The sequence below is a fragment of the Rhodococcus sp. P14 genome, assembly GCF_000256505.1.
GTDB classification, from domain to species: Bacteria; Actinomycetota; Actinomycetes; order Mycobacteriales; family Mycobacteriaceae; genus Rhodococcus; species Rhodococcus ruber.
The window spans coordinates 1-19,466 of the sequence record NZ_AJFC01000017.1 but is presented as its reverse complement, the minus strand read 5'-3'; the positions used below and the strand labels follow the sequence as shown (position 1 = coordinate 19,466).

Below are 19,466 nucleotides of genomic sequence, written 5' to 3'. Positions count from 1 at the left end.
CAGACGCTCGCACACTCGGCAGCCGGAACCGATGGGGGTACCCGGGTTGGCGTCGCTGAGGTCGAGTCCGTCGGCGTAGACGAGGCGGTGGGCGTGGCGCAGTTCGCAGCCGAGGCCGATCGCGAAGGTCTTCGACGGCTGCCCGTAGCGGGCGGCGCGGCGTTCGACCGTGCGCGCGACCCACAGGTAGCGACGTCCGTCGGGCATCTGGGCGAGCTGGGTCATGATCTTGCCCGGGTACGCGAACGTCTCGTACACGTTCCACAGGGGACAGGTGCCGCCGCTGGTGGAGAAGTGGAAGCCGGTGGCGGACTGGCGCTTGGACATGTTGCCCGCCCGGTCCACGCGGACGAACGAGAACGGCACGCCGCGCAGCTTCGGCCGCTGCAGGGTCGACAGCCGGTGGGCGATGGTCTCGTAGCTGACCGCGTAGAAGGCGGAGAGCCGCTCGACGTCGTATCGGAAGTCCTCGGCCATCTCGTGGAACTGCGCGTACGGCAGCATGATCGCCGCGGCGAAGTAGTTGGCGAGGCCGTGGCGGGCCAGGGCGAGGGAGGCCTCGCTGGTGAACGCGCCCTCGGCGACCAGCTTCTCGATCAGCTCCCCGCACTCGAGGTAGGCGAGCTCGGTGGCGAGCTTGAACACCTGCTGGCCGCCCGACAGTCGCGCGGAGATCTCGAGGGTGCGCGTGGCGGGGTCGAACCGGTGCAGGACGTTCTCGCCGAGGTCGACGCGACGGACGAGCTGCACGTCGTGCACCGTCTCCATGCGCTTGATGATGCCGCCGGAGATGTCGCCGCGATGGAAGCGGATCCGGGTGGCGAGTTCCTCGGCGGCGGTGTCGAGGTCGTGCAGGTAGTTCTGCCGCTGGTAGAAGTAGTCGCGGACCTCCTCGTGCGGCATGGTGATGGTGCCGGTGCCGCTGCCGTCGCTGTACCGGTCCTCGGTGGCGGCGGCGAGTTGCGCGGTGGTGTTGCGGAATCGCCGGTGCATGTTGACCATGGCCCGTGCCAGCCCGGGGTGGGCCGACACCATCGCGGCGATCTCCTGGGCGTCGGCGTCGATGCCCATCTCCTGGTCGAGAGCCACCTCTCGCATCTCGGCGATGAGCCGGGTGTCGTCCTGGGACGAGAAGAACGTGGTGTCGACCCCGAAGACCTCGCTGATGCGCAGCAGGACCGGAACCGTGAGCGGCCGCACGTCGTGCTCGATCTGGTTGAGGTAGCTGGCCGAGATCTCCAGGGTCTTGGCCAGTGCTGCCTGGCTCAGTCCCCGCTCGGTCCGCAGCTGGCGCAGGCGGGCGCCGACGAACGTCTTTGGCATCACCCCAGCGTACGAGCGTCTACACAGCTTTGCAACGGCGGATTCGCAACGTTAGCTCTCCTCGAGTCCCAGCCAGGATCCGGGCGCGAAGGCCTCGTAGTGGACGGCGTCGGGCGACACCCCCGCAGCGAGCAGCGTCTGCCGGATCGACCGCATGAACGGGACCGGACCGCACACGTAGACCTGCGGGTCGGCGGGCAACTCGACCCCGTCGAGCGGGGAGTGGCCGTCCTCGCGGAGTTCCTCGAACTCGGAGTAGCGGGTCTGCATGCGGGCCCGCGGCAGGCGATCGACCAGGGCCTGCGTCTCCGCGCGGCGGGCATGGTCGTAGGGGGAGCGGTCGACGTGCACGACGAGAACCTCGCGCTCGGATCGGTGCGCCGCCAGGTGCTGCAGCGCCGCGAGCGTCGGGGTGATGCCGATGCCGGCCGAGATCAGCACCAGGGGATCGTCGCCGTCCTCGACGACGAGGCTGCCGAAAGGATGGGAGACGACGAGTTCGGTGCCGATGCCGACGCCCCCGGCGAGGAACGGGGAGACGATCCCGCCCCGGACCCGCTTGACGGTGACGGCCCACTCGCCCGGGACGTGGCTGCGCACGAGGGTGTACTGGCGGATCTGGCGGGTGCCGTCACCCAGCGTGGTGGCGACGGAGATGTACTGTCCGGGAAGGAAATCCGGCAGCGGGGTGCCGTCGGGGGAGCGCAGCGTCAGCGTCGCGACCTCGGCGCCGTCGAACTGGACGTCGCTGACCACGACGACGCGCCAGATCTGACCGGGCCGGACCCCGGCCTTGTCGTAGAGGGCTGCCTCCTGCTCGATGAGCGAGTTGGCCATCAACGTGTAGACCTCGCGCCAGGCCGCGGCGACCTCGGGGGTGACCGCGTCGCCGAGCACCTCGGCGATCGCGGCGAACAGCTGGTGCCGCACCACCTCGTAGTGGGGCGCCTGGACGCCGAGCGAAGCATGCTTGGCGGCGATCCGGGCCATGATCGCGTCGATGTCCGCGGCGTCCTCGGTGACCAGGAGCGTCGCGAACGCGGCGACCGAGCTGGCGAGTGCCTTCTGCTGCTCCCGGTTCTCCTGGTTGGTGCGGTTGAACAGGTCGGTCCGCAGCGAAGGCGCGGCCGCGAAGAGCTTGTCGTAGAACAGTTCGGAGATCCGGCCGATATGGGCGCCGACGATCGGCAGGGTGGCCTCGATCACCGGCTTCGATGTGGCGGAAAGGATGGCGCCCTCCTCGACTCGTGTGCGAGTGGGGAGTGGGCACGCCCGATCGGCGTGACCGGCCCCGACTGATCAACGCGCACATGGTAGACGAGCGATCTCGAGCCCCCCACCGATTCGACCGGCGCGACTTCCCGATTTGCCGGAGTGCACCTTGTGAGACTGATCACAATCGCGACGGCATCTCTTGCTCCTGTGGCTGGTGGGCTCGCGTTCGGGGGTTTCGTGACCCGCGCCCGGCCGAGGCGCCGGCGCGGACAATGCCGAGGTAGTTGCTACCGGCGGGTAGCTCGGGGCTCGGCGGCCGCGTTCGTTGGACGCCCCGAACATTTACAACCTTTGCAAGGGTGTGGGAAAACCTAGCGAAGATTGGCATTAGCAACAGGTAGACGGCACTTTCCGGGTGTGTCATTGTCGAGTGGTACATCCGAAAGGTCCGCGAAGGATGTGAAGTAGTACGCACGTACTGCAGAGCTTCCGGCGCGGATCAGATCTAGAGAGTGGAGCTTAGATGTCGACCACCGGCACCCCGAGGACCGCTGAGGAAATCCAGAAGGATTGGGACACCAACCCGCGCTGGAAGGGGATCACCCGCAACTACACGGCCGAGCAGGTCGCGAAGCTGCAGGGCACCGTCGTCGAGGAAGCCACCCTCGCCCGCCGCGGCTCGGAGATTCTGTGGGACCTCGTGAACAACGAGGACTACATCAACTCGCTGGGCGCCCTCACCGGCAACCAGGCCGTGCAGCAGGTCCGCGCCGGCCTCAAGGCCATCTACCTGTCCGGCTGGCAGGTCGCCGGCGACGCGAACCTGTCCGGCCACACCTACCCGGACCAGTCGCTGTACCCGGCGAACTCGGTGCCGCAGGTCGTCCGCCGCATCAACAACGCGCTGCTGCGCGCCGACGAGATCGCCAAGATCGAGGGCGACACCTCCGTCGAGAACTGGCTCGCCCCGATCGTCGCCGACGGTGAGGCCGGCTTCGGTGGCGCGCTCAACGTCTACGAGCTGCAGAAGGCGATGATCGCGGCCGGTGTCGCCGGTTCGCACTGGGAGGACCAGCTCGCGTCGGAGAAGAAGTGCGGCCACCTCGGTGGCAAGGTGCTCATCCCGACCCAGCAGCACATCCGCACCCTGACCTCGGCTCGCCTCGCGGCCGATGTCGCCGACGTCCCGACGGTCGTCATCGCCCGCACCGACGCCGAGGCCGCCACGCTGCTGACCTCCGACGTCGACGAGCGTGACCGCGAGTTCCTCGACGGCACCCGCACCGCCGAAGGCTTCTACGGCGTCAAGAACGGGATCGAGCCCTGCATCGCGCGCGCCAAGGCGTACGCGCCGTACTCCGATCTGATCTGGATGGAGACCGGCGTGCCGGACCTCGAGGTCGCCAAGAAGTTCGCCGAGGCCGTCCGTGGCGAGTTCCCGGACCAGCTGCTGGCCTACAACTGCTCGCCGTCCTTCAACTGGAAGGCGCACCTGGACGACGCGACCATCGCGAAGTTCCAGAAGGAGCTCGGCGCGATGGGCTTCAAGTTCCAGTTCATCACCCTCGCCGGCTTCCACTCGCTGAACTACGGCATGTTCGACCTGGCCCACGGCTACGCCCGCCAGGGCATGACCGCCTTCGTCGACCTGCAGGAGCGCGAGTTCAAGGCGGCCGAGGAGCGCGGCTTCACCGCCATCAAGCACCAGCGTGAGGTCGGCGCCGGCTACTTCGACGCCATCGCCACCACCGTCGACCCGAACACCTCCACGGCTGCCCTGAAGGGCTCCACCGAGGAGGGCCAGTTCCACTAGGAACCGGCAACGGATGCAGGCGCGGCGGGATCTCGGACGACCAGGTCCCGCCGCGGCCGTATCCACCCTCTGTCGAAAACCACCTTCACGACCCCCACATGACGAGTAGGAGCTGACGTGACCAGCGAAAAGATTCAGCGCGTCGGCGTGATCGGCGCCGGGATGATGGGCGCAGGTATCGCCGAGGTGTGCGCGCGCGCTCATGTCGACGTACTTGTGTACGAGCAGACCCGCGAGCTCGCGGCTGCCGGGCGTGCCCGCATCCTCCGGTCCCTCGACCGCGGTGTCAGCAGCGGCAAGATCACCGAACGGGAGCGTGAGCAGGCCGCCTGGCGGCTGCGCTTCACCTCCGACCTCGGCGACTTCGCCGATCGCCAGCTCGTCGTGGAGGCGGTCGTCGAGGACGAGAAGGTCAAGGCCGAGATCTTCGCGGAACTCGACAAGATCGTCACGGATCCGAATGCGGTGCTGGCGTCCAACACCTCGTCGATCCCGATCATGAAGCTGGGCATCGCCACCACCCGGCCCGAGCGGGTCATCGGCATGCACTTCTTCAACCCGGTTCCGGTGCTGCCGCTGGTCGAGCTCGTCACCACGCTCAAGACCAGCCCCGCGGTCTCCCAGCGCGCGGAGGCCTTCGCCTCCGAGGTGCTCGGCAAGCAGGTCGTCCGGTCCTCCGACCGGGCCGGCTTCATCGCCAACGCGCTGCTCGTGCCCTACCTGCTGTCGGCGATCCGGATGGTCGAATCCGGCTTCGCCACCAAGGAGGACATCGACAAGGCGATGGTTCTCGGATGTGCGCACCCGATGGGTCCGCTCGCCCTGACCGACCTGGTGGGTCTGGACACGGTCAAGTCGATCGCCGACTCGATGTACGGGGAGTTCAAGGAGCCGCTCTACTCGGCTCCGCCGCTCCTGCTGCGTATGGTCGAGGCGGGCCTCGTCGGCAAGAAGTCGGGCGCCGGCTTCTACGAGTATGCCGACAACGGTCGTGCCGCCAAGAAAGTCAGCTAGGTAGGTAGCACCACACCGCATCTCGGCGCCCGTGTGCCGACAGCACAGCCGTTGCGCTGGCTGTCGGGGCACGGGCGCGAGGTGCATCGAGGGAAAGGTCGACCCCTGATGGCCAGCAATGCAGACGGATACGGCTCCAGCATTCTCGGGTATCCGCGCATCGGACCCCGCCGTGAGCTCAAGCGTGCGCTCGAGGCCTACTGGCACGGGACCGGCACGCGCGACGAGCTCGTCGCCGTGGCCCGCGAGATCCAGGAGTCCACCTGGAGCGAACTCGCCGCCACCGGACTCACCCAGGTGCCGGGCAACACGTTCTCCTACTACGATCACGTGCTCGACAACGCACTGCTGTTCGGTGCGATCCCCGAGCGGTTCCGTCCGCTCGTCGGCGAGCTCGATCCGCTCGACTTCTACTTCACGCTGTGCCGGGGCCGTGAGGACTTCCCGCCGCTCGAGCTGGTCCGCTGGTTCGGCAGCAACTACCACTACCGGCAGCCCGAGCTCGACGAGACCACCACCTTCGCGTTGAACTCGGCGGCGGTCCTCGACGAGTTCGAGCGCGCCAAGGCCCGTGGCATCGAGCTGCGGCCGGTCGTGCTCGGCCCGATGTCCCTGCTGCTGCTGTCCAAGGTCTCGGAGACGTCGGAGCAGGACGGGTTCTCCACGCTCGATCTGCTCGACCGGCTGCTGCCGGAATACGAGAAGCTGTTCGCGGAGCTCGCGCGCGCCGGCGCCTGGTGCGTGCAGCTCGACGAGCCGTCCTTCACCGAGGATCGCACCCCGCAGGAGCTCGAGGCGTTCGCGCGCGCCTACGACACCCTCTCCCACGCACCGCTGCGCCCGCGCCTGCTCGTCACCGGTCCCTACGGTCACCTCGGCGAGGCGCTGCCCCTCCTCGCTGCCACCAAGGTCGAGGCCATCGGTCTCGACCTGGTCAACGGCCGGATGAGCGCGGAGGAGCTGGCCGCGGTGCCGGGACTCAAGCGCAAACGCATCTACGCCGGGGTCGTCGACGGCCGCAACGTGTGGAAGGCCGACCGGCACCGCACGCTCGAATACCTGAGCAGCCTCGCCGCCGTGGCGCCCGACCTGGTGGTCTCCACGTCGTGCTCGCTGCTGCACGTGCCCTACGACGTGCTCGCCGAGTACGACATCCCGGGCGACGTGGCGGACCGGCTGGCGTTCGCCAAACAGAAGGTGGGAGAGGTGGTCTCGCTCGCCAAGGCACTGACCACCGGGGCGGAGGAGCGGTGGCGCAAGCCGCCGACCTCGGTGCACTTCAAGCAGAAGCACACGATCCGCGCGCGCGTCAACGCCCTGCGACCCGAACACCGCCGCCGGGTCCCGTACGAGGAGCGCCGCGCCGCGCAGCAGGAGCGCCTGAAGCTGCCCCCGGTGCCGGCGACCACACTGGGGTCGTTCCCGCAGACGGCCGAGGTCCGCAAGGCTCGCTACGAGCTGGGCGAGGGCCGCATGTCGTGGGACGACTACGTCAAGCGCATCCAGGAGGAGATCGAGTCCACCATCCGGTTGCAGGAGGACATCGGTCTCGACGTGCTCGTCCACGGCGAGCACGAGCGCAACGACATGATCCAGTACTTCGCCGAACTGCTCGAGGGCTTCGCCACGACGCACTTCGGCTGGGTGCAGGCCTACGGTTCGCGGTGCACGCGTCCGCCGATCCTCTACGGCGACATCGTGCGGCCGAAGCCGATGACGGTGGAATGGATCGCGTTCGCGCAGTCGCTGACCGACAAGCCGGTCAAGGGCATGCTCACCGGCCCGGTCACGATGCTGGCACGGTCGTACGTGCGGCAGGACCAGCCGCTGCACGAGACGGCCGACCAGCTGGCGCTGGCGATCCGCGACGAGATCGCCGATCTCGAGCGGGCCGGCATCGCGATCATCCAGGTCGACGAGCCCGCGATCCGGGAACTGCTGCCCTTGCGGCAGGACGGCCGGGCCGAGTACCTGGACTGGGCGGTCGACGCATTCCGGCTCGCGACCGGCGGCGCCAAGCCCGAGACGCAGATCCACACGCACCTGACCTACTCCGGTCAGGCGTCGGTGGTCGACGCGATCGCACGGCTCGACGCGGACGTCACGGCGATCGTCGCGACCCGTTCGATCCGCTGGGTGCTCGAGGCCATCAAGGACAAGGCGCTCACCCACGGTGTCGGGCCCGGGGTCTACGAGAGCCGATCGGCACGCATTCCCGACATCGACGAACTCGACGAATTGCTCAGCACCGCTGCGGAGTCCGTCGAACTCGACCGGTTGTGGGCCAATCCGGACGGTGGGCTCAAGACCCGGCACTACTGGCAGCTCGAGCCGTCGCTGCGCAACCTGGTCGCCGCCGCACGTCGACTGCGGCGCCGGGCCGCCGGACGGTAACCGCCGGCGCGCACCCGCGAGCAGCCCCGCGGGTGCGCGTCGTCGCGCCGGCAGGTAGGCATGAACGCATGACTACCGTTGCTGCGTACGCCGCCACCGCGGCGGACGCTCCCCTCGTCAAGACCACCATCGAGCGGCGCGAGCTCGGTCCCCTCGACGTGCTCGTCGAGATCCGGTACGCCGGGATCTGCCATTCCGACATCCACACCGCCCGCAACGAATGGGGCGGCACCCGTTACCCCGTCGTTCCCGGTCACGAGATCGTCGGGGTGGTGAGCGCTGTCGGCGCCGAGGTCACCAGGCATGCGGTCGGCGACCGGGTCGGTGTCGGCTGCTTCGTCGACTCGTGCCTCGAGTGTGAGGCGTGTACCAGCGGCGACGAGCAGTACTGCGCCGGCCGGGTCACCGGCACCTACAACGCGGTCGGCCGCGACGGCGAGGTGACCCAGGGCGGATACTCCACCCATATCGTCGTCACCGAACACTTCGTCCTGAAGATCCCCGACGGCCTCGAGCTCGATGCGGCGGCGCCGCTGCTCTGCGCGGGCATCACCCTGTACTCCCCGCTCCGGCACTGGGGCGCCGGGCCGGGCAGGAAGGTCGCCGTCATCGGCATGGGCGGTCTCGGTCACGTCGGCGTGAAGATCGCCGCGGCGATGGGTGCCGAGGTGACCGTGCTGGGGCATTCACTGGCCAAGCGGGAGGACGGGCTGCGCTTCGGAGCCGTGGACTACCGCGCCATGACCGATCCGCAGACCTTCGTGGATCTGCGGGGCACGTTCGACCTGATCGTCAACACCGTATCGGTGAACCTCGACATGGATGCCTACCTGTCGCTGCTCGCCCGCAACGGCACCCTCGTCGAGTTGGGTCTGCCCGAACACCCCATCACGGTCCGGGCGTTCTCGCTCGCCCGGAACCGCCGCAGTCTCGCCGGCTCCATGGTCGGCGGGATCCCGCAGACGCAGGAGATGCTCGACTTCTGTGCCGAACACGGGATCGGCGCCGAGATCGAGGTCGTCTCGGCCGACCGGATCGACGAGGCGTACGACCGCGTCGTCGCGAGCGACGTGCGCTACCGATTCGTCATCGACGCCACCACCATCTGAGCCGTCCGGCAGGTGTGAGACTGCGACGGCCGGGTACTCCCGCCTCGTACCTCGACACGTGGAGGAAATGTGAAGAAGGCGTTGTACCGGCCCGTGAGCCTCGTAGTCAGTTCCCTGGCGGGTGTGGCCGCCGGAATGGTGTTCCGGAAGGTGTGGGCGCTCGGTGCCGGCCAGGAGGATCCGCCCGAGGCCATGGACAGCCGCTTCGGGTGGCGTGAGGTGCTGGTCTCCGCCGCCGTGCAGGGTGCGATCTTCGGTGCGGTGAGCGCGGCGGCGAACCGCGCGAGCGCGGTCGGCTTCCGCCGCGTCACCGGCACCTGGCCCGGAAAGGAATGACCCGGGGGACGGGCACGCGACTCGCGGTCCTAGAAGCCCTCGCCCAGTTGTTCACGCAGCTGGGCGAGGGTTTTCGTCAGCAGCCGTGACACGTGCATCTGGGACACGCCGACCCGTTCGGCGATCTGGGTCTGGGTCATGTTCCCGAAGAAGCGCAGCAGCACGACCGTGCGCTCGCGTTCCGGCAGGGCGGCGAGCAGCGGACGCAGCGCTTCGTGGTTCTCCACGTGCGCGAGCGCGGCGTCGTAGTCGCCGAGGGTGTCCGCCAGGGTGACGCCGTCGTCCCCGGCCGGGGCCGGTCGGTCGACCGAGACCGCCTGGTAGGCGTTGCCGGCGACGAGGCCTTCCGCGACCTCTTCGGGATCGAGGCCCAGTTCCGCGGCGAGTTCGGCCGCCGTGGGGGCACGGCCGAGGCGCTGCGACAGCTCCCCGGTCGCCTTGCTCAGCGCCAGGTGCATCTCCTTCATGCGGCGCGGGACGCGCACCGCCCACCCGGCGTCGCGGAAGTGGCGGCGCACCTCGCCCATGATGGTCGGAACCGCGAAGGACACGAAGTCCGAGCCTCGCTCGGGATCGAACCGGTCCACGGCGTTGACCAGGCCGAGGCGGGCGACCTGGAGGAGGTCGTCGAATGCCTCGCCGCGGCCGTCGAATCGGCGGGCGATGTGTTCCGCGAGTGGCAGGCACCGTTCGACCAGGCTGTCCCGCATGGTTCCGCGGGCGGGATCGTCCTCGCCGAGCGTCGTCATCTCCTCGAAAAGGGGGATGACGTCGGCGTATTCGTCGGCGGCTCGGCCGCTGCGCCGTTGGGCGCCGGTCCCCGTCACAGAACAGCGCTGCTGTCGGTCAGGGACACGTCGATGGTGGTGACAGACCCCTCGTCGGTCTCGTCCACCTTCACGTCGACGGAGTCGGCGAGCGCATTGAGCACGTGCCATCCGAAGGTCCGCGAGTCCGCCGTCAGTCCGCCGTCGACCGTGAGGGCGGACGCGCTGATCCGCAGTGCAGGCGGCATCGCCTGGAACCGGCACGACAACGTCGCACCTTCCGGCGCGCGGGTGATGAGCCGGGTGCCCGCCTCGTCGATCGCAAGCTTGACGTCGGCCACCGCGTCGAGGTCGAAACCCTGCTGGATGGCGATGGCGGCAGCGACCGCGCGCAGCACGGGAAGCTGGCCTGGTTCTGCGCGTACCCGCAACTCCACTACGGGATGGGTGCGTTCGAGGGCCGGATCGATCGATGCCGTGTTCGCCATGTGTGTTGTATCTCCGTTGCGGCAGGTTGAGGGCCCGGGCGAGCGGGTGTTCCTGGCGAGACTACCCGCGACGCGGTGTTCTCAATCATGCGGAAGCGGCCCCCGGCCGGACGCATCGGGTCCGGCAGATCGGCTCTTTGCAGTGCCGCAACGGCTGCCGTAGGGGGTCAGTGAGGTTGAGCACACAGCCTGACTCGGAGGTGCCGCATACCTGCGGAGACCGGTGTCGGTGCGGTCCCGCTCTGTCGACGCTTCCATCCTCTTCCGAAGATGGGAAGCTCATGACTGTCGCTACTCAACGCAAAGTCACATCGCTGTGGGTCACCCGTTCGGATCGGTCGTCGACCTTCTTCGCCTCGACCGGTGCCGATTTCTCCACCGAGAGAATCAGTTCCGCTCTCGTCCGGGTCGCTGTGGCGGGCGAACTCGACCTTCGCAACGCTCCCGCGTTGTGCAGCTACGCGGGCGCCCGGCTGCACACCTCGTCGCGTCTGGTGCTCGACCTGTCGGAGGTGGAGTTCTTCGGGTCGGCAGGACTGACCGTGTTCGAGGAGCTCGACACCCTGGCCCGGCATCGGAGCTCTCGGTGGGCGCTCGTGGGCGGACGGGCGGTGAACCGGCTGCTGCGGGTGCTCGGCGAACCGGTCCACGCGCATGCCACCCTCGAGAGCGCGATCCACGCCCTCCGAGTGCCGGCCTGATCCGTACTCGCCCTGATGCGCCGACGCGACGTTGCGTCCGAGCACCGGCTCGCTCGACCGCGGATCAGGCAGGTTTCGGGGGCTTCGGGCGACGGTTACCGCGCGGATCGACCGCCAGGACGAGCAACAGCACGCCCAGGGCCAGGTGCAGCCAGTTGTCGGCCGCATTGACCGGCACCACGTTGACACGGCTGTCGTGTCCGACCACCATGCCGAACGCCGACAACGCCAGGTATCCGGCACCACCCGCGATCAGGTAGATGCGCGACGCACGCACCTTGCGGGCGGCCAGGATTCCCACCGCGCCGTAGGCGAGGTGCAGCAGGTTGTGGGCGATCGAGACCCGGAACAGGCCCAGCAGATGGGCGTGCGACTCCTGTCCCGCGAGCGTCATCGAGTCGTACCCGCTGGTCAGGCCGGGCACGAATCCGAGCGCCCCGATGAGGAGAAACACGATGCCGACCGCGAAGGCATAGCCCTGGACCCGGGTGCGCTGCACCCTGGGATACGGACTGGGTCGGATCATCGTTCCTCCATCGGGGTGCGCGGGGCGCTGCGCCCCGGGACGGAGGAATAGCCCGGGCGGGTGTTCCCGAAACACGCCCGGCGGGCGTCCTCGCCGGCTCACCCCGTGACGAGGACGCCGGACGAGATCGTCCCGTACACCAGGGTCAGGATCATCAGCCCCCAGCCCGTGCCGTGCCAGATCGGCCATGTCCCGCCCGAGCGCCACACCCGGTAGGTCTGCACGAATGCGCCGACCGCGCCGAGGAGCAGGATCGCCGTGGGGCCGAGGGCCAGGACCAGCCGTGCCGGGTCGGTGCACACGAGGAACTCCTCGTCGGCGCACCGGTCACCGTTCGCGGCGGCCCAGATCACCACCGCCGCCATCAGCAGCAGGGCCGCGACCACGACGACGGCCGCATAGCGCACCGCCGAGCGCGCGGTGCGGGGATCCCGCCATCGCTTCTCCACATCCTGTGTCACACTGTCTCCTCATGCTCGGTCGGTGAGCGCACTCTGCCCCGATTGCCGGGCGCAGTGGGCGCAGCAGAACATGGTGCCGTCGGCTTCGACGCCGTGGCCGAGAATGCGGCAACCGCAGTGCGCGCACTGCGGCGCCATCGCCTGTGCCGCACATTCGAAACTGTCGAATGTGCCGGAGACGTCGCCCCGGGTCACGGTGAAGGTCTTGTCGTAGTCGTTGCCGCACGTATCGCACGTGGTCATCACGGTCCTCCTCTCCGGATGTCCGGTCCTGTGGATCGGGTGCCCGGCGCCCGGACCCCTCAAACTGCTCGTCGTCGCCGGCCCTCCACGCCCGTCGTCACCCGGCCGTTTGGCCGGAGACGGTGCGGGAATTCTCCGAGGGATGGGGTGCCCGCTGCGGTCGCGAACCCGTCGGTTCCGGGGTCACCGGCCGCCGAGAGAAAGGAGTGGGTGATGAACGCACCCGATCCGCGCAACATCCCCGATCCGCAGGCACATTCCGGTACCGATCCCGATCCTGCCCGCACACCCGATCTGGAGCCCGGCGGCGGGGTGGCACCGGGGTCGACGCCGCCGGACTCGGGAACCACCTCCGGACTGTCGGCGCCCGAGCCGCGCACTCGGAACAATTTTCCGCCCACCGGCGTCCTCGCGATCGGTGCGGTCGCGCTGATCGTCGTTCTCTTCCTCGTGGTGATCGTGGGAATTCTGCTGTAGGCGGCGCAGGTTCGGCTGCCGCACGCGCGCGTGGTTTGCCGGAGTCCGCCGAGGGTATTCCTGGCTCGCAAGCGAGGAACGCCGACGAGGGAGAGTCGCATGGCAGAGAACACGAGCGGACCGAGCGAAGGCGTGAAGGGCGTCGTCGAAGACGTCAAGGGAAAGGCCAAGGAGGCGGCCGGCGCCGTCGCCGGCAACGACGAGCTCACCCGGGAGGGGCGGGCCCAGCAGGACAAGGCGGACAGCCAGCGCGAGGCCGCGAAGAAGGAAGCCGAGGCCGAGAAGGCCCGCGCCGACGCCGACGTGGACGAAGCACGGCAGCGCTCGCATCAGCAGTGACGGGGAGCGGCCCCCGGGTCGCGCCCGTCGTTCGTCCCACGACCCGGGGGCCGCTCGGCTCCCGGGTCTTCGTCCCTAGGAGCAATGATGCGCATTCTGACGTTCGTGGTGCTGGTGTGGCTGGTGATCGGAGCGGTTGCGGCGGGCCAGCGCGGATACTTCACGGAAGCCGAACAGAACTGCGCCGACTTCGCCACCGTCGCGGTGACGGTGATCGCGGGACCGCTGAACTACGCCGGGGTCAATCCGAAGGTGGAGTGCGAGCTTCCGCAGCCGAGTCCGTGACCGGACCTGGAGGCGTCTGCACAGACGGGACGCGCTCGTGCACGGTCATGAGCAGATGGTCGAACTCGTTGCGGAACGTCGTCGGTACGTCGAGTCCGGTAGAGACGTCCCGGACGAGCTGCTCGGCGAGCGCGCGGAGCTTGACATTCGACTCCTGCGACCGCCAGGCGAGGATCTCGAAGGCGTGATCCGCCTGGATCCGGTAGACCGCCATGATCATGCCCTTGGCCTGTTCGATGACGGCACGGTCGTGCGCGAGTGCCGAGACCGCCTCGTCGACGCCCTCGCGGACCTCGTCCTCGTACGCGTCGGACAGGTCCACATAGAACCCGGACGTGCCGACGATCCGTCCGCACTCGTCCAGCAGACGGTCGGCGACCACGACCACCGGCCGGACCTTGCCGTGCGCATCGACGATGCGGTGCCGGCCGCTGAACGGCTCGCCGTTGCGCTGCATGGCGCCCAGCAGGGCTGCGACCTGGACCTTGTCGTCGGGGTGCTTGTGCTTCAGCAGCAGTTCGGTGGTCGGCCGTACGGTCCCGGGGCTGTACCCGTGCATCCGTGCCACATCGTCCGACCATTCCCACGCGTCGTCGTCGATCAGATAGCGGAAACTGCCGACCCGCTGCGGCTTCACACTCGCGAACACCTGTTCGAAGGCGTCGCCCGCCCTCGTGTCGCTGATGCGCGTGCTCGGTTCACTCACGCACCGATTATGCCCCCGGAAGCGCGCACGACCGCCGGGGTCGCATGGGGGGACCCGAGCTAACCGGCGCGCTGCTCCGCGTTCGCGAACACCTCGACGAGGGTCGTGCAGAACGCGGGCAGATCCTTCGGATTGCGGCTCGACACCAGGTTCCCGTCGACGACCACCTCCTCGTCGACCACGTTTCCGCCCGCGTTGCGGATATCCGTGCGGACACTCGGGTAGGACGTCAGGGTCCGTCCCCGGACCACGTCGGCCTCGACCAGCGTCCAGGGGCCGTGACAGATCACCGCGACGGGCCGGCCCGACTCGACGAAGTCCCGTACGAACGCCACGGCGGTGGGGTCCTGGCGCAGGTGATCGGGGTTGGTGGTGCCACCGGGCAGGATCAGCGCGTCGAAGTCCGACACCGACGCCTCCTGCACCGCCTGGTCGACCCGGTATCTTCCGGCCGCGTTCACGTCGGACTTCATGGCCTGGATCTCGCCGGGTTCGAGCGACAGCAGGCGCACCGTACCGCCCGCTTCCTCGACCGCGCGCCGCGGCTCCACCAGCTCGACCTCCTCGACACCGTTCGTGGCGAGGACGGCCACGGTGCGTCCCGCCAGCCGGCCGTTTCCTGGATCACTCATCGCCGAGTCGTCCTTTCGTCGTGGTTCACCGGTCGCGTACCCGACGCCGGCAACGGGGAAACGTCACTCCCGCGGCAGGTCCCGGGTGGCGGGACCCTCGAGCAGGCCCCCGTCCGCGGCGAAGCGGGAGCCGTGCAGCGGACAGTCCCAGGAGGCTTCGGCATCGTTCCACCGCAGCACACCGCCCAGGTGCGGGCACACCGCGGAGACCCGGTGCGTGGTGCCGTCCACGGTGCACACCCCGACCGGGCGGAGCTTGTCCCGGCGAACCTCGCCGCTGCCGTCGGGCGGCGGCGCGCCGTCCCCGGACAACTCGGCACGCATCCATCCGCGCGTCATCTCCACCGCCACGGCGGCATTGAGACGGGTCGCGGCCGGGAGGTCGAAAACCTGCGTGGGATTCCAGGACTGGAACGCCGATCCCCACTCCGGGGCCGCCTCGCCGAGGATGCGGTCCGCCAGCAACCGGGCCGCAGCCACCCCGTTCGTCATTCCCCACTTGCCGTACCCGGTCCCCACGAGCAACCGGTCGTTTCCGGGTAGCAGCGGACCCACGTACGGCAGATGGTCGAGCGTCGAATAGTCCTGCGCCGACCAGCGTGCCACGGTCTTCGCGCCGGGGAAGTGGCGGCCCGTCCACGCGACGAGATCGTCCGCGGCGCCGCGATGATCGTGTGCCCGCCCGACGGTGTGCCCGTTGCCGCCCACGAGGAAGTACTGCCCCCCGTACGCCGTGCGCAGCGAGCGCGTCGGCGAATCCACGGACAGGTACATGCCGCTCGGGACGTCGCCCGGCACTTCGAATGCGGCCGCATACGACCGTTGGGGCTCGAGGCGGGCGAAGAATCCGCCGCGATCGAGGATCGGTGTCCCCGTTGCGAGCACGATGTGCCCGGCCCGCACCTCGCCGCGATCGGTGACGGCCACGCATCCGTTCCGGTCCGAGCGGACCTTCCGGACCCGGCAGCCGGTGAACAGCGCGCCACCGCGTTCCCGGAATTCCCGGACCAGTTCGTGCAGCAACGGCATCGGATCGATCTGCGACTGGTCCGCCAGCGTCACCGCGGCGGCCACGGGGTACGGCAGTTCCGTCTCGGTCGTCATGCGGGCGTCGAGCCCGGCGGCGCGGCAGGCCTCGTACTCGGCGCGCACCGTGGCGGCGCCCTCCTCCCCGGCGCTGTAGGTGAAGGCCGCCGCGGATTCGATCGGCAGATCCCGTTCGCGGCACAGCTGCACCACCCACCGTTGGGCCTCGAGGTTGCCGGCCACGTAGTTGCGCAGGACGTCGCGCGAATGGCCCCTGGCGATACTCGAGAGGGTGCTGCCCTGCAGCAGGCTGACCTTGCCGGTGGTGTTGCCGGTGGTGACGGCGCCGACCGTGCGGGCCTCGAGGACGGCCACGCGGTGCCCGGCGCGCGCGAGCAGGAGAGCGGTCACCACTCCGGTGAGGCCGGCCCCGGCCACGACGGTGTCGAAGCGGGCCGGACCCTCGGGCCACGGAGTGTCGTCGAGGCGGGCGGTGTCGTCGAGGCGGGCGGTGTCGGTGCGGGCGGTGCCGGTGCGGGAGAGCCACAGGGAGGTCACCTGTGGGGAATGCCCCGTGCCGCGGACGGGAAACCTGCGATTGTCCGGGTGCCCGCAGGGGTATCCGCGGCGCAGCGCGCCGGTGGACGAGTGCGCGAGGAGGAGCGACCGGGATGCGAGTGCGGCGGAGCAACCCGTTCGGTCCCGGCATCCGGCGGGTGCGGCGCGGGCGGGGCTTCACCTATCAGGACGCCGACGGCAATCGTGTGACCGACGAGGCCGTCCTCGCCCGTATCGACGAACTCGTCATCCCTCCGGCGTGGCGCAAGGTGTGGATCTGTCCCCACCCCGACGGGCACATCCAGGCCGTGGGCATCGACGCCGCCGGTCGGCGCCAGTACCTGTACCACCAGCGGTGGCGCGAGGAGCGTGACGAGGAGAAGCACGACCGGGTCCTGGCGATGGCGGCCCGGCTGCCGGCCTGGCGGGACCAGGTGCAGGCCGACCTGACCGAGCGGGGGGTCGGGCGGCGCCGGGCCGAGGCGGTGGCGCTGCGGTTGCTGGACCGGGCCGTGTTCCGGGTGGGTGGGGAGGAGTACGCGGCCGAGAACGGAACCTACGGGGTCGCGACGTTGCTGCGCAGCCACGTGCGGCTGCGTGATACCGCCCTGACGTTCGACTACCCGGCCAAGGGCGGAATCCGGCGGGTCGTCACGGTCGACGACGCCGACCTGGCGACGGCTGTCCGGGCGCTGCGCCGGGTCCGCAGGGGGCCCGGCCGGCTGCTGGTCTACCGCGACGGTGACGCGATCCGCGAGTTGCACGCGGACGACGTCAACGCCCGGTTCAAGGAGCTCGCCGGTGAGGACTGCAGTGCGAAGGATCTGCGCACGTGGGGTGCGACGGTGCTGGCCGCCGCGGCCTTCGCCGAGCACGACGTGCCTGGGAGTCGGCGCGGCCGGGCGCGGGTCGAGGCGGCCGTGATGCGGGCGGTCTCGGAGGAGCTCGGCAACACCCCCGCCGTGGCACGGGCCTCGTACGTCGACCCGCGCGTGGTGCGGGCCTGGGCGGAGGGCCGCACGATCCGTGCCGCACTGCGGCGAGCCGGAAAGTGCGGCGATCCGGACGAATCCCGGGCCGTCGTCGAGCGCGCCGTGATCCGGCTGCTGCGCCGGTCCTGAGTCCGCCCGCGTGTTTCGACGCGGGCGCGGCGCGGTATCCGGCAGTGCCCGCTCGTGGACCCGCGGGCATCGGACTGCGAGGTGGATCCGGTGGGAGCAGGGTACGGGAGCGTGGGGCGGACGGTCGCCGCATGGCTCGTCGCATCGGCCGCGGTGCTGAGCGGCTGTGCGGGGCTGCCGGGTGGCGCGGAGGGTGACCTCTCGCGGGCCGCAGCGCAATCCGCCTCGGCCACCGCCTCCGCGGGACTGGCGATGGAACTGGTGTCCGAGCACCGCACCACCCGCGCCCACGCCGTGACCGTGCTGTCGGACGCACTCGACGAGGTGCTCGCCGCCTACTCGGCCGTGGCTGCGGTCGAGGTCGCCACCGGGCAGCAGGCGGCGCACCGCGCCGCGCTTCTCGACCGGATCGATGCCGCCGCCACCGTCCTCGGCGAGGCCCGCGCTCGAACGGACGCCGTCGCCACGGCCCCGCCCGCGTCGGACCTGACGGGCCGCCTGGCCGATCTCACCGGCTACCTGTCCGAGTTCGCGGAGGGACGCCGATGAAGAGACTCCTCGGTGTCGCCCTCGGAATCCTCACGGCCATCGGCGGCTTCCTCGACATCGGCGACATGGTCACCAACGCCGTGGTGGGCTCGCGGTTCGGGCTGGGCCTGGTCTGGGTCGTCGTCCTCGGGGTCGGCGGCATCTGCCTGTACGCGAGCATGGCCGGGCGCGTCGCCGCGGTGAGCGGCCGCGCGACCTTCGAGATCATCCGGGAACGGCTCGGCCCGCGCGCGGCGCTGGCGAACCTCGCTGCGTCCTTCCTGATCAATCTGCTGACCCTGACCGCCGAGGTCGGTGGGGTGGCCCTGGCCCTGCAACTGGCCGCGGGGACGGGACCGCTGATGTGGATGCCCGTGGCGGCGCTCGCGGTGTGGCTCGTGATCTGGCGGGTGCGGTTCTCGGTGATGGAGAACGTCACGGGACTGCTGGGCCTGTGTCTGATCGTGTTCGCCGTCGCGTTGTTCCTGACGGGCCCGGACTGGGGAGAACTCACCGGTCAGGCTTTCGCGCCCGCGATCCCCGAGTCCGAGGCGACGTCCGTGTACTGGTTCTACGCCGTCGCCCTCTTCGGTGCCGCGATGACCCCGTACGAGGTGTTCTTCTTCTCCTCCGGCGCCGTGGAGGAGCGGTGGACGGTCGCCGATCTCGCCCGCTCCCGGATCAACGTGGCGGTGGGGTTCCCGCTCGGTGGGATCCTGTCGGTCGCGATCGCCGGATGCGCCGCGGTGGTTCTTCTTCCCCGCGGCATCGAGGTGACGTCGCTGTCGGAGGTCGTGATGCCCGTCGTGGTGGCCGGGGGCACGCTCGCGTTGGCGTTCGTCCTCGTCGGGATCGTCGCGGCGACCTTCGGGGCGGCGCTCGAGACCACCCTGTCGAGCGGGTACACGCTCGCGCAGTTCTTCGGGTGGTCGTGGGGCAAGTTCCGGCGGCCGGCGGAGGCAGCCCGGTTCCACCTGTCGATGATGATCGCCCTGGTCGTCGGTCTCGCGGTGCTGGCGACCGGGGTGGACCCGATCCTGGTCACCGAGGTGTCGGTGGTGTTCTCGGCGGTTGCCCTGCCGCTGACCTACCTGCCGATCCTCCTGGTCGCGAACGACCGCGAGTACATGGGAGAACACGTCAACGGACCGGTCGTCAACGCGCTCGCCCTCGCCTACCTTCCGGTGATCGTGGTCGCGTCGATCGCAGCGGTGCCGTTGCTGGTGATGACGGGAGCGGGAGCATGAACGAATCCGGACGGCTGCCCGAGGCGCCGCTGCGCGGCCGGCTCGTCGATGCCCGGCTGCATCTGCTCGACCGGCTGGTCGTGGACGTCGACGGCCGGCCGGTGACCACCGTCGACGATGTCGACCTGGCCGGGGTCGAGGTGGGGACGGACGTCGA

The 19,466-nt window shown here is 69.6% G+C and carries 22 protein-coding genes; 12 read left to right on the top strand and 10 right to left on the bottom strand.

What is annotated here, in order from left to right:
- Both ramB and OEY_RS0101470 read right to left on the bottom strand, forming a co-directional pair.
- On the bottom strand, window positions 1-1,323 hold a 1,323-nt coding region (gene ramB / locus OEY_RS0101475), incomplete at its 3' end, for an acetate metabolism transcriptional regulator RamB (RefSeq protein ID WP_010592175.1).
- A gap of 51 nt (window positions 1,324-1,374) precedes the next feature.
- Complete coding sequence (locus tag OEY_RS0101470) at window positions 1,375-2,529, bottom strand: globin domain-containing protein (RefSeq protein WP_010592174.1); 1,155 nt, start codon at window positions 2,527-2,529, stop codon at window positions 1,375-1,377.
- Window positions 2,530-3,061: 532 nt separating this feature from the next.
- Here OEY_RS0101470 and aceA point away from each other — a divergent pair.
- From aceA to OEY_RS0101445, 5 genes are all read left to right on the top strand, one after another.
- The gene (aceA, locus tag OEY_RS0101465) at window positions 3,062-4,351 is read left to right on the top strand and encodes an isocitrate lyase (RefSeq protein ID WP_010592173.1); all 1,290 of its coding nucleotides are present in this window, start codon (window positions 3,062-3,064) and stop codon (window positions 4,349-4,351) included.
- 117 nt (window positions 4,352-4,468) lie between these two features.
- Window positions 4,469-5,365: a 3-hydroxybutyryl-CoA dehydrogenase gene (locus OEY_RS0101460; RefSeq protein ID WP_003937464.1), complete on the top strand. Its 897-nt coding sequence runs from the start codon at window positions 4,469-4,471 to the stop codon at window positions 5,363-5,365.
- A 108-nt stretch (window positions 5,366-5,473) separates the two neighbouring features.
- Window positions 5,474-7,759: a 5-methyltetrahydropteroyltriglutamate--homocysteine S-methyltransferase gene (gene metE, locus OEY_RS0101455; protein ID WP_010592172.1), complete on the top strand. Its 2,286-nt coding sequence runs from the start codon at window positions 5,474-5,476 to the stop codon at window positions 7,757-7,759.
- A 68-nt stretch (window positions 7,760-7,827) separates the two neighbouring features.
- Window positions 7,828-8,868, top strand: a complete 1,041-nt coding sequence (locus OEY_RS0101450) for an NAD(P)-dependent alcohol dehydrogenase (protein WP_010592171.1) — start codon at window positions 7,828-7,830, stop codon at window positions 8,866-8,868.
- 69 nt (window positions 8,869-8,937) lie between these two features.
- Window positions 8,938-9,204, top strand: coding sequence for a DUF4235 domain-containing protein (locus tag OEY_RS0101445; RefSeq protein ID WP_010592170.1), 267 nt, complete (start codon window positions 8,938-8,940; stop codon window positions 9,202-9,204).
- Between the two features lie 29 nt (window positions 9,205-9,233).
- On the opposite strand, the gene OEY_RS0101440 is transcribed toward OEY_RS0101445, so the two are convergent.
- Complete coding sequence (locus tag OEY_RS0101440) at window positions 9,234-10,031, bottom strand: SigB/SigF/SigG family RNA polymerase sigma factor (protein ID WP_010592169.1); 798 nt, start codon at window positions 10,029-10,031, stop codon at window positions 9,234-9,236.
- Window positions 10,028-10,459 carry an ATP-binding protein gene (locus tag OEY_RS0101435; RefSeq protein ID WP_010592168.1) on the bottom strand — a complete coding sequence of 144 codons (432 nt, stop codon included), beginning with the start codon at window positions 10,457-10,459 and terminating at the stop codon, window positions 10,028-10,030. Before OEY_RS0101435 ends, OEY_RS0101440 begins: the two co-directional genes overlap by 4 nt.
- 281 nt (window positions 10,460-10,740) lie before the next feature.
- On the opposite strand from OEY_RS0101435, the gene OEY_RS0101430 reads away from it, so the two are divergent.
- Window positions 10,741-11,160 (top strand): STAS domain-containing protein, encoded by a 420-nt coding sequence (locus tag OEY_RS0101430; protein WP_010592167.1) that lies wholly within the window; start codon window positions 10,741-10,743, stop codon window positions 11,158-11,160.
- 64 nt (window positions 11,161-11,224) lie between these two features.
- Here the strand turns inward: OEY_RS0101430 and OEY_RS0101425 are convergent, their stop codons facing one another.
- From OEY_RS0101425 to OEY_RS0101415, 3 genes are all read right to left on the bottom strand, one after another.
- On the bottom strand, window positions 11,225-11,686 hold the full coding sequence (locus tag OEY_RS0101425) for a DUF4383 domain-containing protein (RefSeq protein ID WP_010592166.1): 462 nt from the start codon (window positions 11,684-11,686) through the stop codon (window positions 11,225-11,227).
- Window positions 11,687-11,784: 98 nt separating this feature from the next.
- Window positions 11,785-12,147: a hypothetical protein gene (locus OEY_RS0101420; protein WP_026137879.1), complete on the bottom strand. Its 363-nt coding sequence runs from the start codon at window positions 12,145-12,147 to the stop codon at window positions 11,785-11,787.
- Window positions 12,148-12,156: 9 nt separating this feature from the next.
- The gene (locus OEY_RS0101415) at window positions 12,157-12,390 is read right to left on the bottom strand and encodes a hypothetical protein (protein WP_010592164.1); all 234 of its coding nucleotides are present in this window, start codon (window positions 12,388-12,390) and stop codon (window positions 12,157-12,159) included.
- Between the two features lie 213 nt (window positions 12,391-12,603).
- Here OEY_RS0101415 and OEY_RS0101410 point away from each other — a divergent pair, with 213 nt between their 5' ends.
- The 3 genes from OEY_RS0101410 (at window position 12,604) to OEY_RS0101400 (ending at window position 13,491) form a co-directional block, all read left to right on the top strand.
- Window positions 12,604-12,867 (top strand): DUF6480 family protein, encoded by a 264-nt coding sequence (locus tag OEY_RS0101410; RefSeq protein WP_010592163.1) that lies wholly within the window; start codon window positions 12,604-12,606, stop codon window positions 12,865-12,867.
- A gap of 99 nt (window positions 12,868-12,966) precedes the next feature.
- A complete protein-coding gene (mbp1, locus tag OEY_RS0101405; protein WP_010592162.1) occupies window positions 12,967-13,206 on the top strand; it encodes a microaggregate-binding protein 1 in 240 nt (79 codons plus the stop codon).
- A gap of 84 nt (window positions 13,207-13,290) precedes the next feature.
- The gene (locus OEY_RS0101400; RefSeq protein WP_010592161.1) at window positions 13,291-13,491 is read left to right on the top strand and encodes a hypothetical protein; all 201 of its coding nucleotides are present in this window, start codon (window positions 13,291-13,293) and stop codon (window positions 13,489-13,491) included.
- Here OEY_RS0101400 and OEY_RS0101395 read toward each other — a convergent pair.
- The 3 genes from OEY_RS0101395 to OEY_RS0101385 all read right to left on the bottom strand — a co-directional run bounded on the left by OEY_RS0101395 (window position 13,448) and on the right by OEY_RS0101385 (window position 16,413).
- Window positions 13,448-14,197 (bottom strand): PAS and ANTAR domain-containing protein, encoded by a 750-nt coding sequence (locus OEY_RS0101395; RefSeq protein WP_010592160.1) that lies wholly within the window; start codon window positions 14,195-14,197, stop codon window positions 13,448-13,450. The genes OEY_RS0101400 and OEY_RS0101395 overlap by 44 nt on opposite strands.
- 59 nt (window positions 14,198-14,256) lie before the next feature.
- Window positions 14,257-14,829: a type 1 glutamine amidotransferase domain-containing protein gene (locus tag OEY_RS0101390; protein ID WP_010592159.1), complete on the bottom strand. Its 573-nt coding sequence runs from the start codon at window positions 14,827-14,829 to the stop codon at window positions 14,257-14,259.
- Between the two features lie 63 nt (window positions 14,830-14,892).
- Entirely contained in the window at window positions 14,893-16,413 is a 1,521-nt protein-coding gene (locus OEY_RS0101385) for an FAD-dependent oxidoreductase (RefSeq protein ID WP_010592158.1), read from the bottom strand.
- Between the two features lie 113 nt (window positions 16,414-16,526).
- On the opposite strand from OEY_RS0101385, the gene OEY_RS0101380 reads away from it, so the two are divergent.
- The 3 genes from OEY_RS0101380 to OEY_RS0101370 all read left to right on the top strand — a co-directional run bounded on the left by OEY_RS0101380 (window position 16,527) and on the right by OEY_RS0101370 (window position 19,309).
- Window positions 16,527-17,534, top strand: a complete 1,008-nt coding sequence (locus OEY_RS0101380; RefSeq protein WP_010592157.1) for a DNA topoisomerase IB — start codon at window positions 16,527-16,529, stop codon at window positions 17,532-17,534.
- A 90-nt stretch (window positions 17,535-17,624) separates the two neighbouring features.
- A complete protein-coding gene (locus OEY_RS0101375) occupies window positions 17,625-18,083 on the top strand; it encodes a hypothetical protein (protein WP_228287080.1) in 459 nt (152 codons plus the stop codon).
- Window positions 18,080-19,309, top strand: a complete 1,230-nt coding sequence (locus OEY_RS0101370; RefSeq protein ID WP_010592155.1) for an Nramp family divalent metal transporter — start codon at window positions 18,080-18,082, stop codon at window positions 19,307-19,309. Before OEY_RS0101375 ends, OEY_RS0101370 begins: the two co-directional genes overlap by 4 nt.
- Window positions 19,310-19,466 lie beyond the last annotated feature (157 nt).

What these genes read in the sequence shown, in the direction of transcription:
- aceA (WP_010592173.1), top strand. Translation starts at nt 3,062, where the DNA reads ATGTCGACCACCGGCACCCCGAGGACCGCTGAGGAAATCCAGAAGGAT.
- metE (WP_010592172.1), top strand. Translation starts at nt 5,474, where the DNA reads ATGGCCAGCAATGCAGACGGATACGGCTCCAGCATTCTCGGGTATCCG.
- OEY_RS0101450 (WP_010592171.1), top strand. Translation starts at nt 7,828, where the DNA reads ATGACTACCGTTGCTGCGTACGCCGCCACCGCGGCGGACGCTCCCCTC.
- OEY_RS0101435 (WP_010592168.1), bottom strand. Translation starts at nt 10,459, where the DNA reads ATGGCGAACACGGCATCGATCGATCCGGCCCTCGAACGCACCCATCCC.
- OEY_RS0101430 (WP_010592167.1), top strand. Translation starts at nt 10,741, where the DNA reads ATGACTGTCGCTACTCAACGCAAAGTCACATCGCTGTGGGTCACCCGT.
- OEY_RS0101425 (WP_010592166.1), bottom strand. Translation starts at nt 11,686, where the DNA reads ATGATCCGACCCAGTCCGTATCCCAGGGTGCAGCGCACCCGGGTCCAG.
- OEY_RS0101415 (WP_010592164.1), bottom strand. Translation starts at nt 12,390, where the DNA reads ATGACCACGTGCGATACGTGCGGCAACGACTACGACAAGACCTTCACC.
- OEY_RS0101410 (WP_010592163.1), top strand. Translation starts at nt 12,604, where the DNA reads ATGAACGCACCCGATCCGCGCAACATCCCCGATCCGCAGGCACATTCC.
- mbp1 (WP_010592162.1), top strand. Translation starts at nt 12,967, where the DNA reads ATGGCAGAGAACACGAGCGGACCGAGCGAAGGCGTGAAGGGCGTCGTC.
- OEY_RS0101400 (WP_010592161.1), top strand. Translation starts at nt 13,291, where the DNA reads ATGATGCGCATTCTGACGTTCGTGGTGCTGGTGTGGCTGGTGATCGGA.
- OEY_RS0101390 (WP_010592159.1), bottom strand. Translation starts at nt 14,829, where the DNA reads ATGAGTGATCCAGGAAACGGCCGGCTGGCGGGACGCACCGTGGCCGTC.
- OEY_RS0101380 (WP_010592157.1), top strand. Translation starts at nt 16,527, where the DNA reads ATGCGAGTGCGGCGGAGCAACCCGTTCGGTCCCGGCATCCGGCGGGTG.
- OEY_RS0101370 (WP_010592155.1), top strand. Translation starts at nt 18,080, where the DNA reads ATGAAGAGACTCCTCGGTGTCGCCCTCGGAATCCTCACGGCCATCGGC.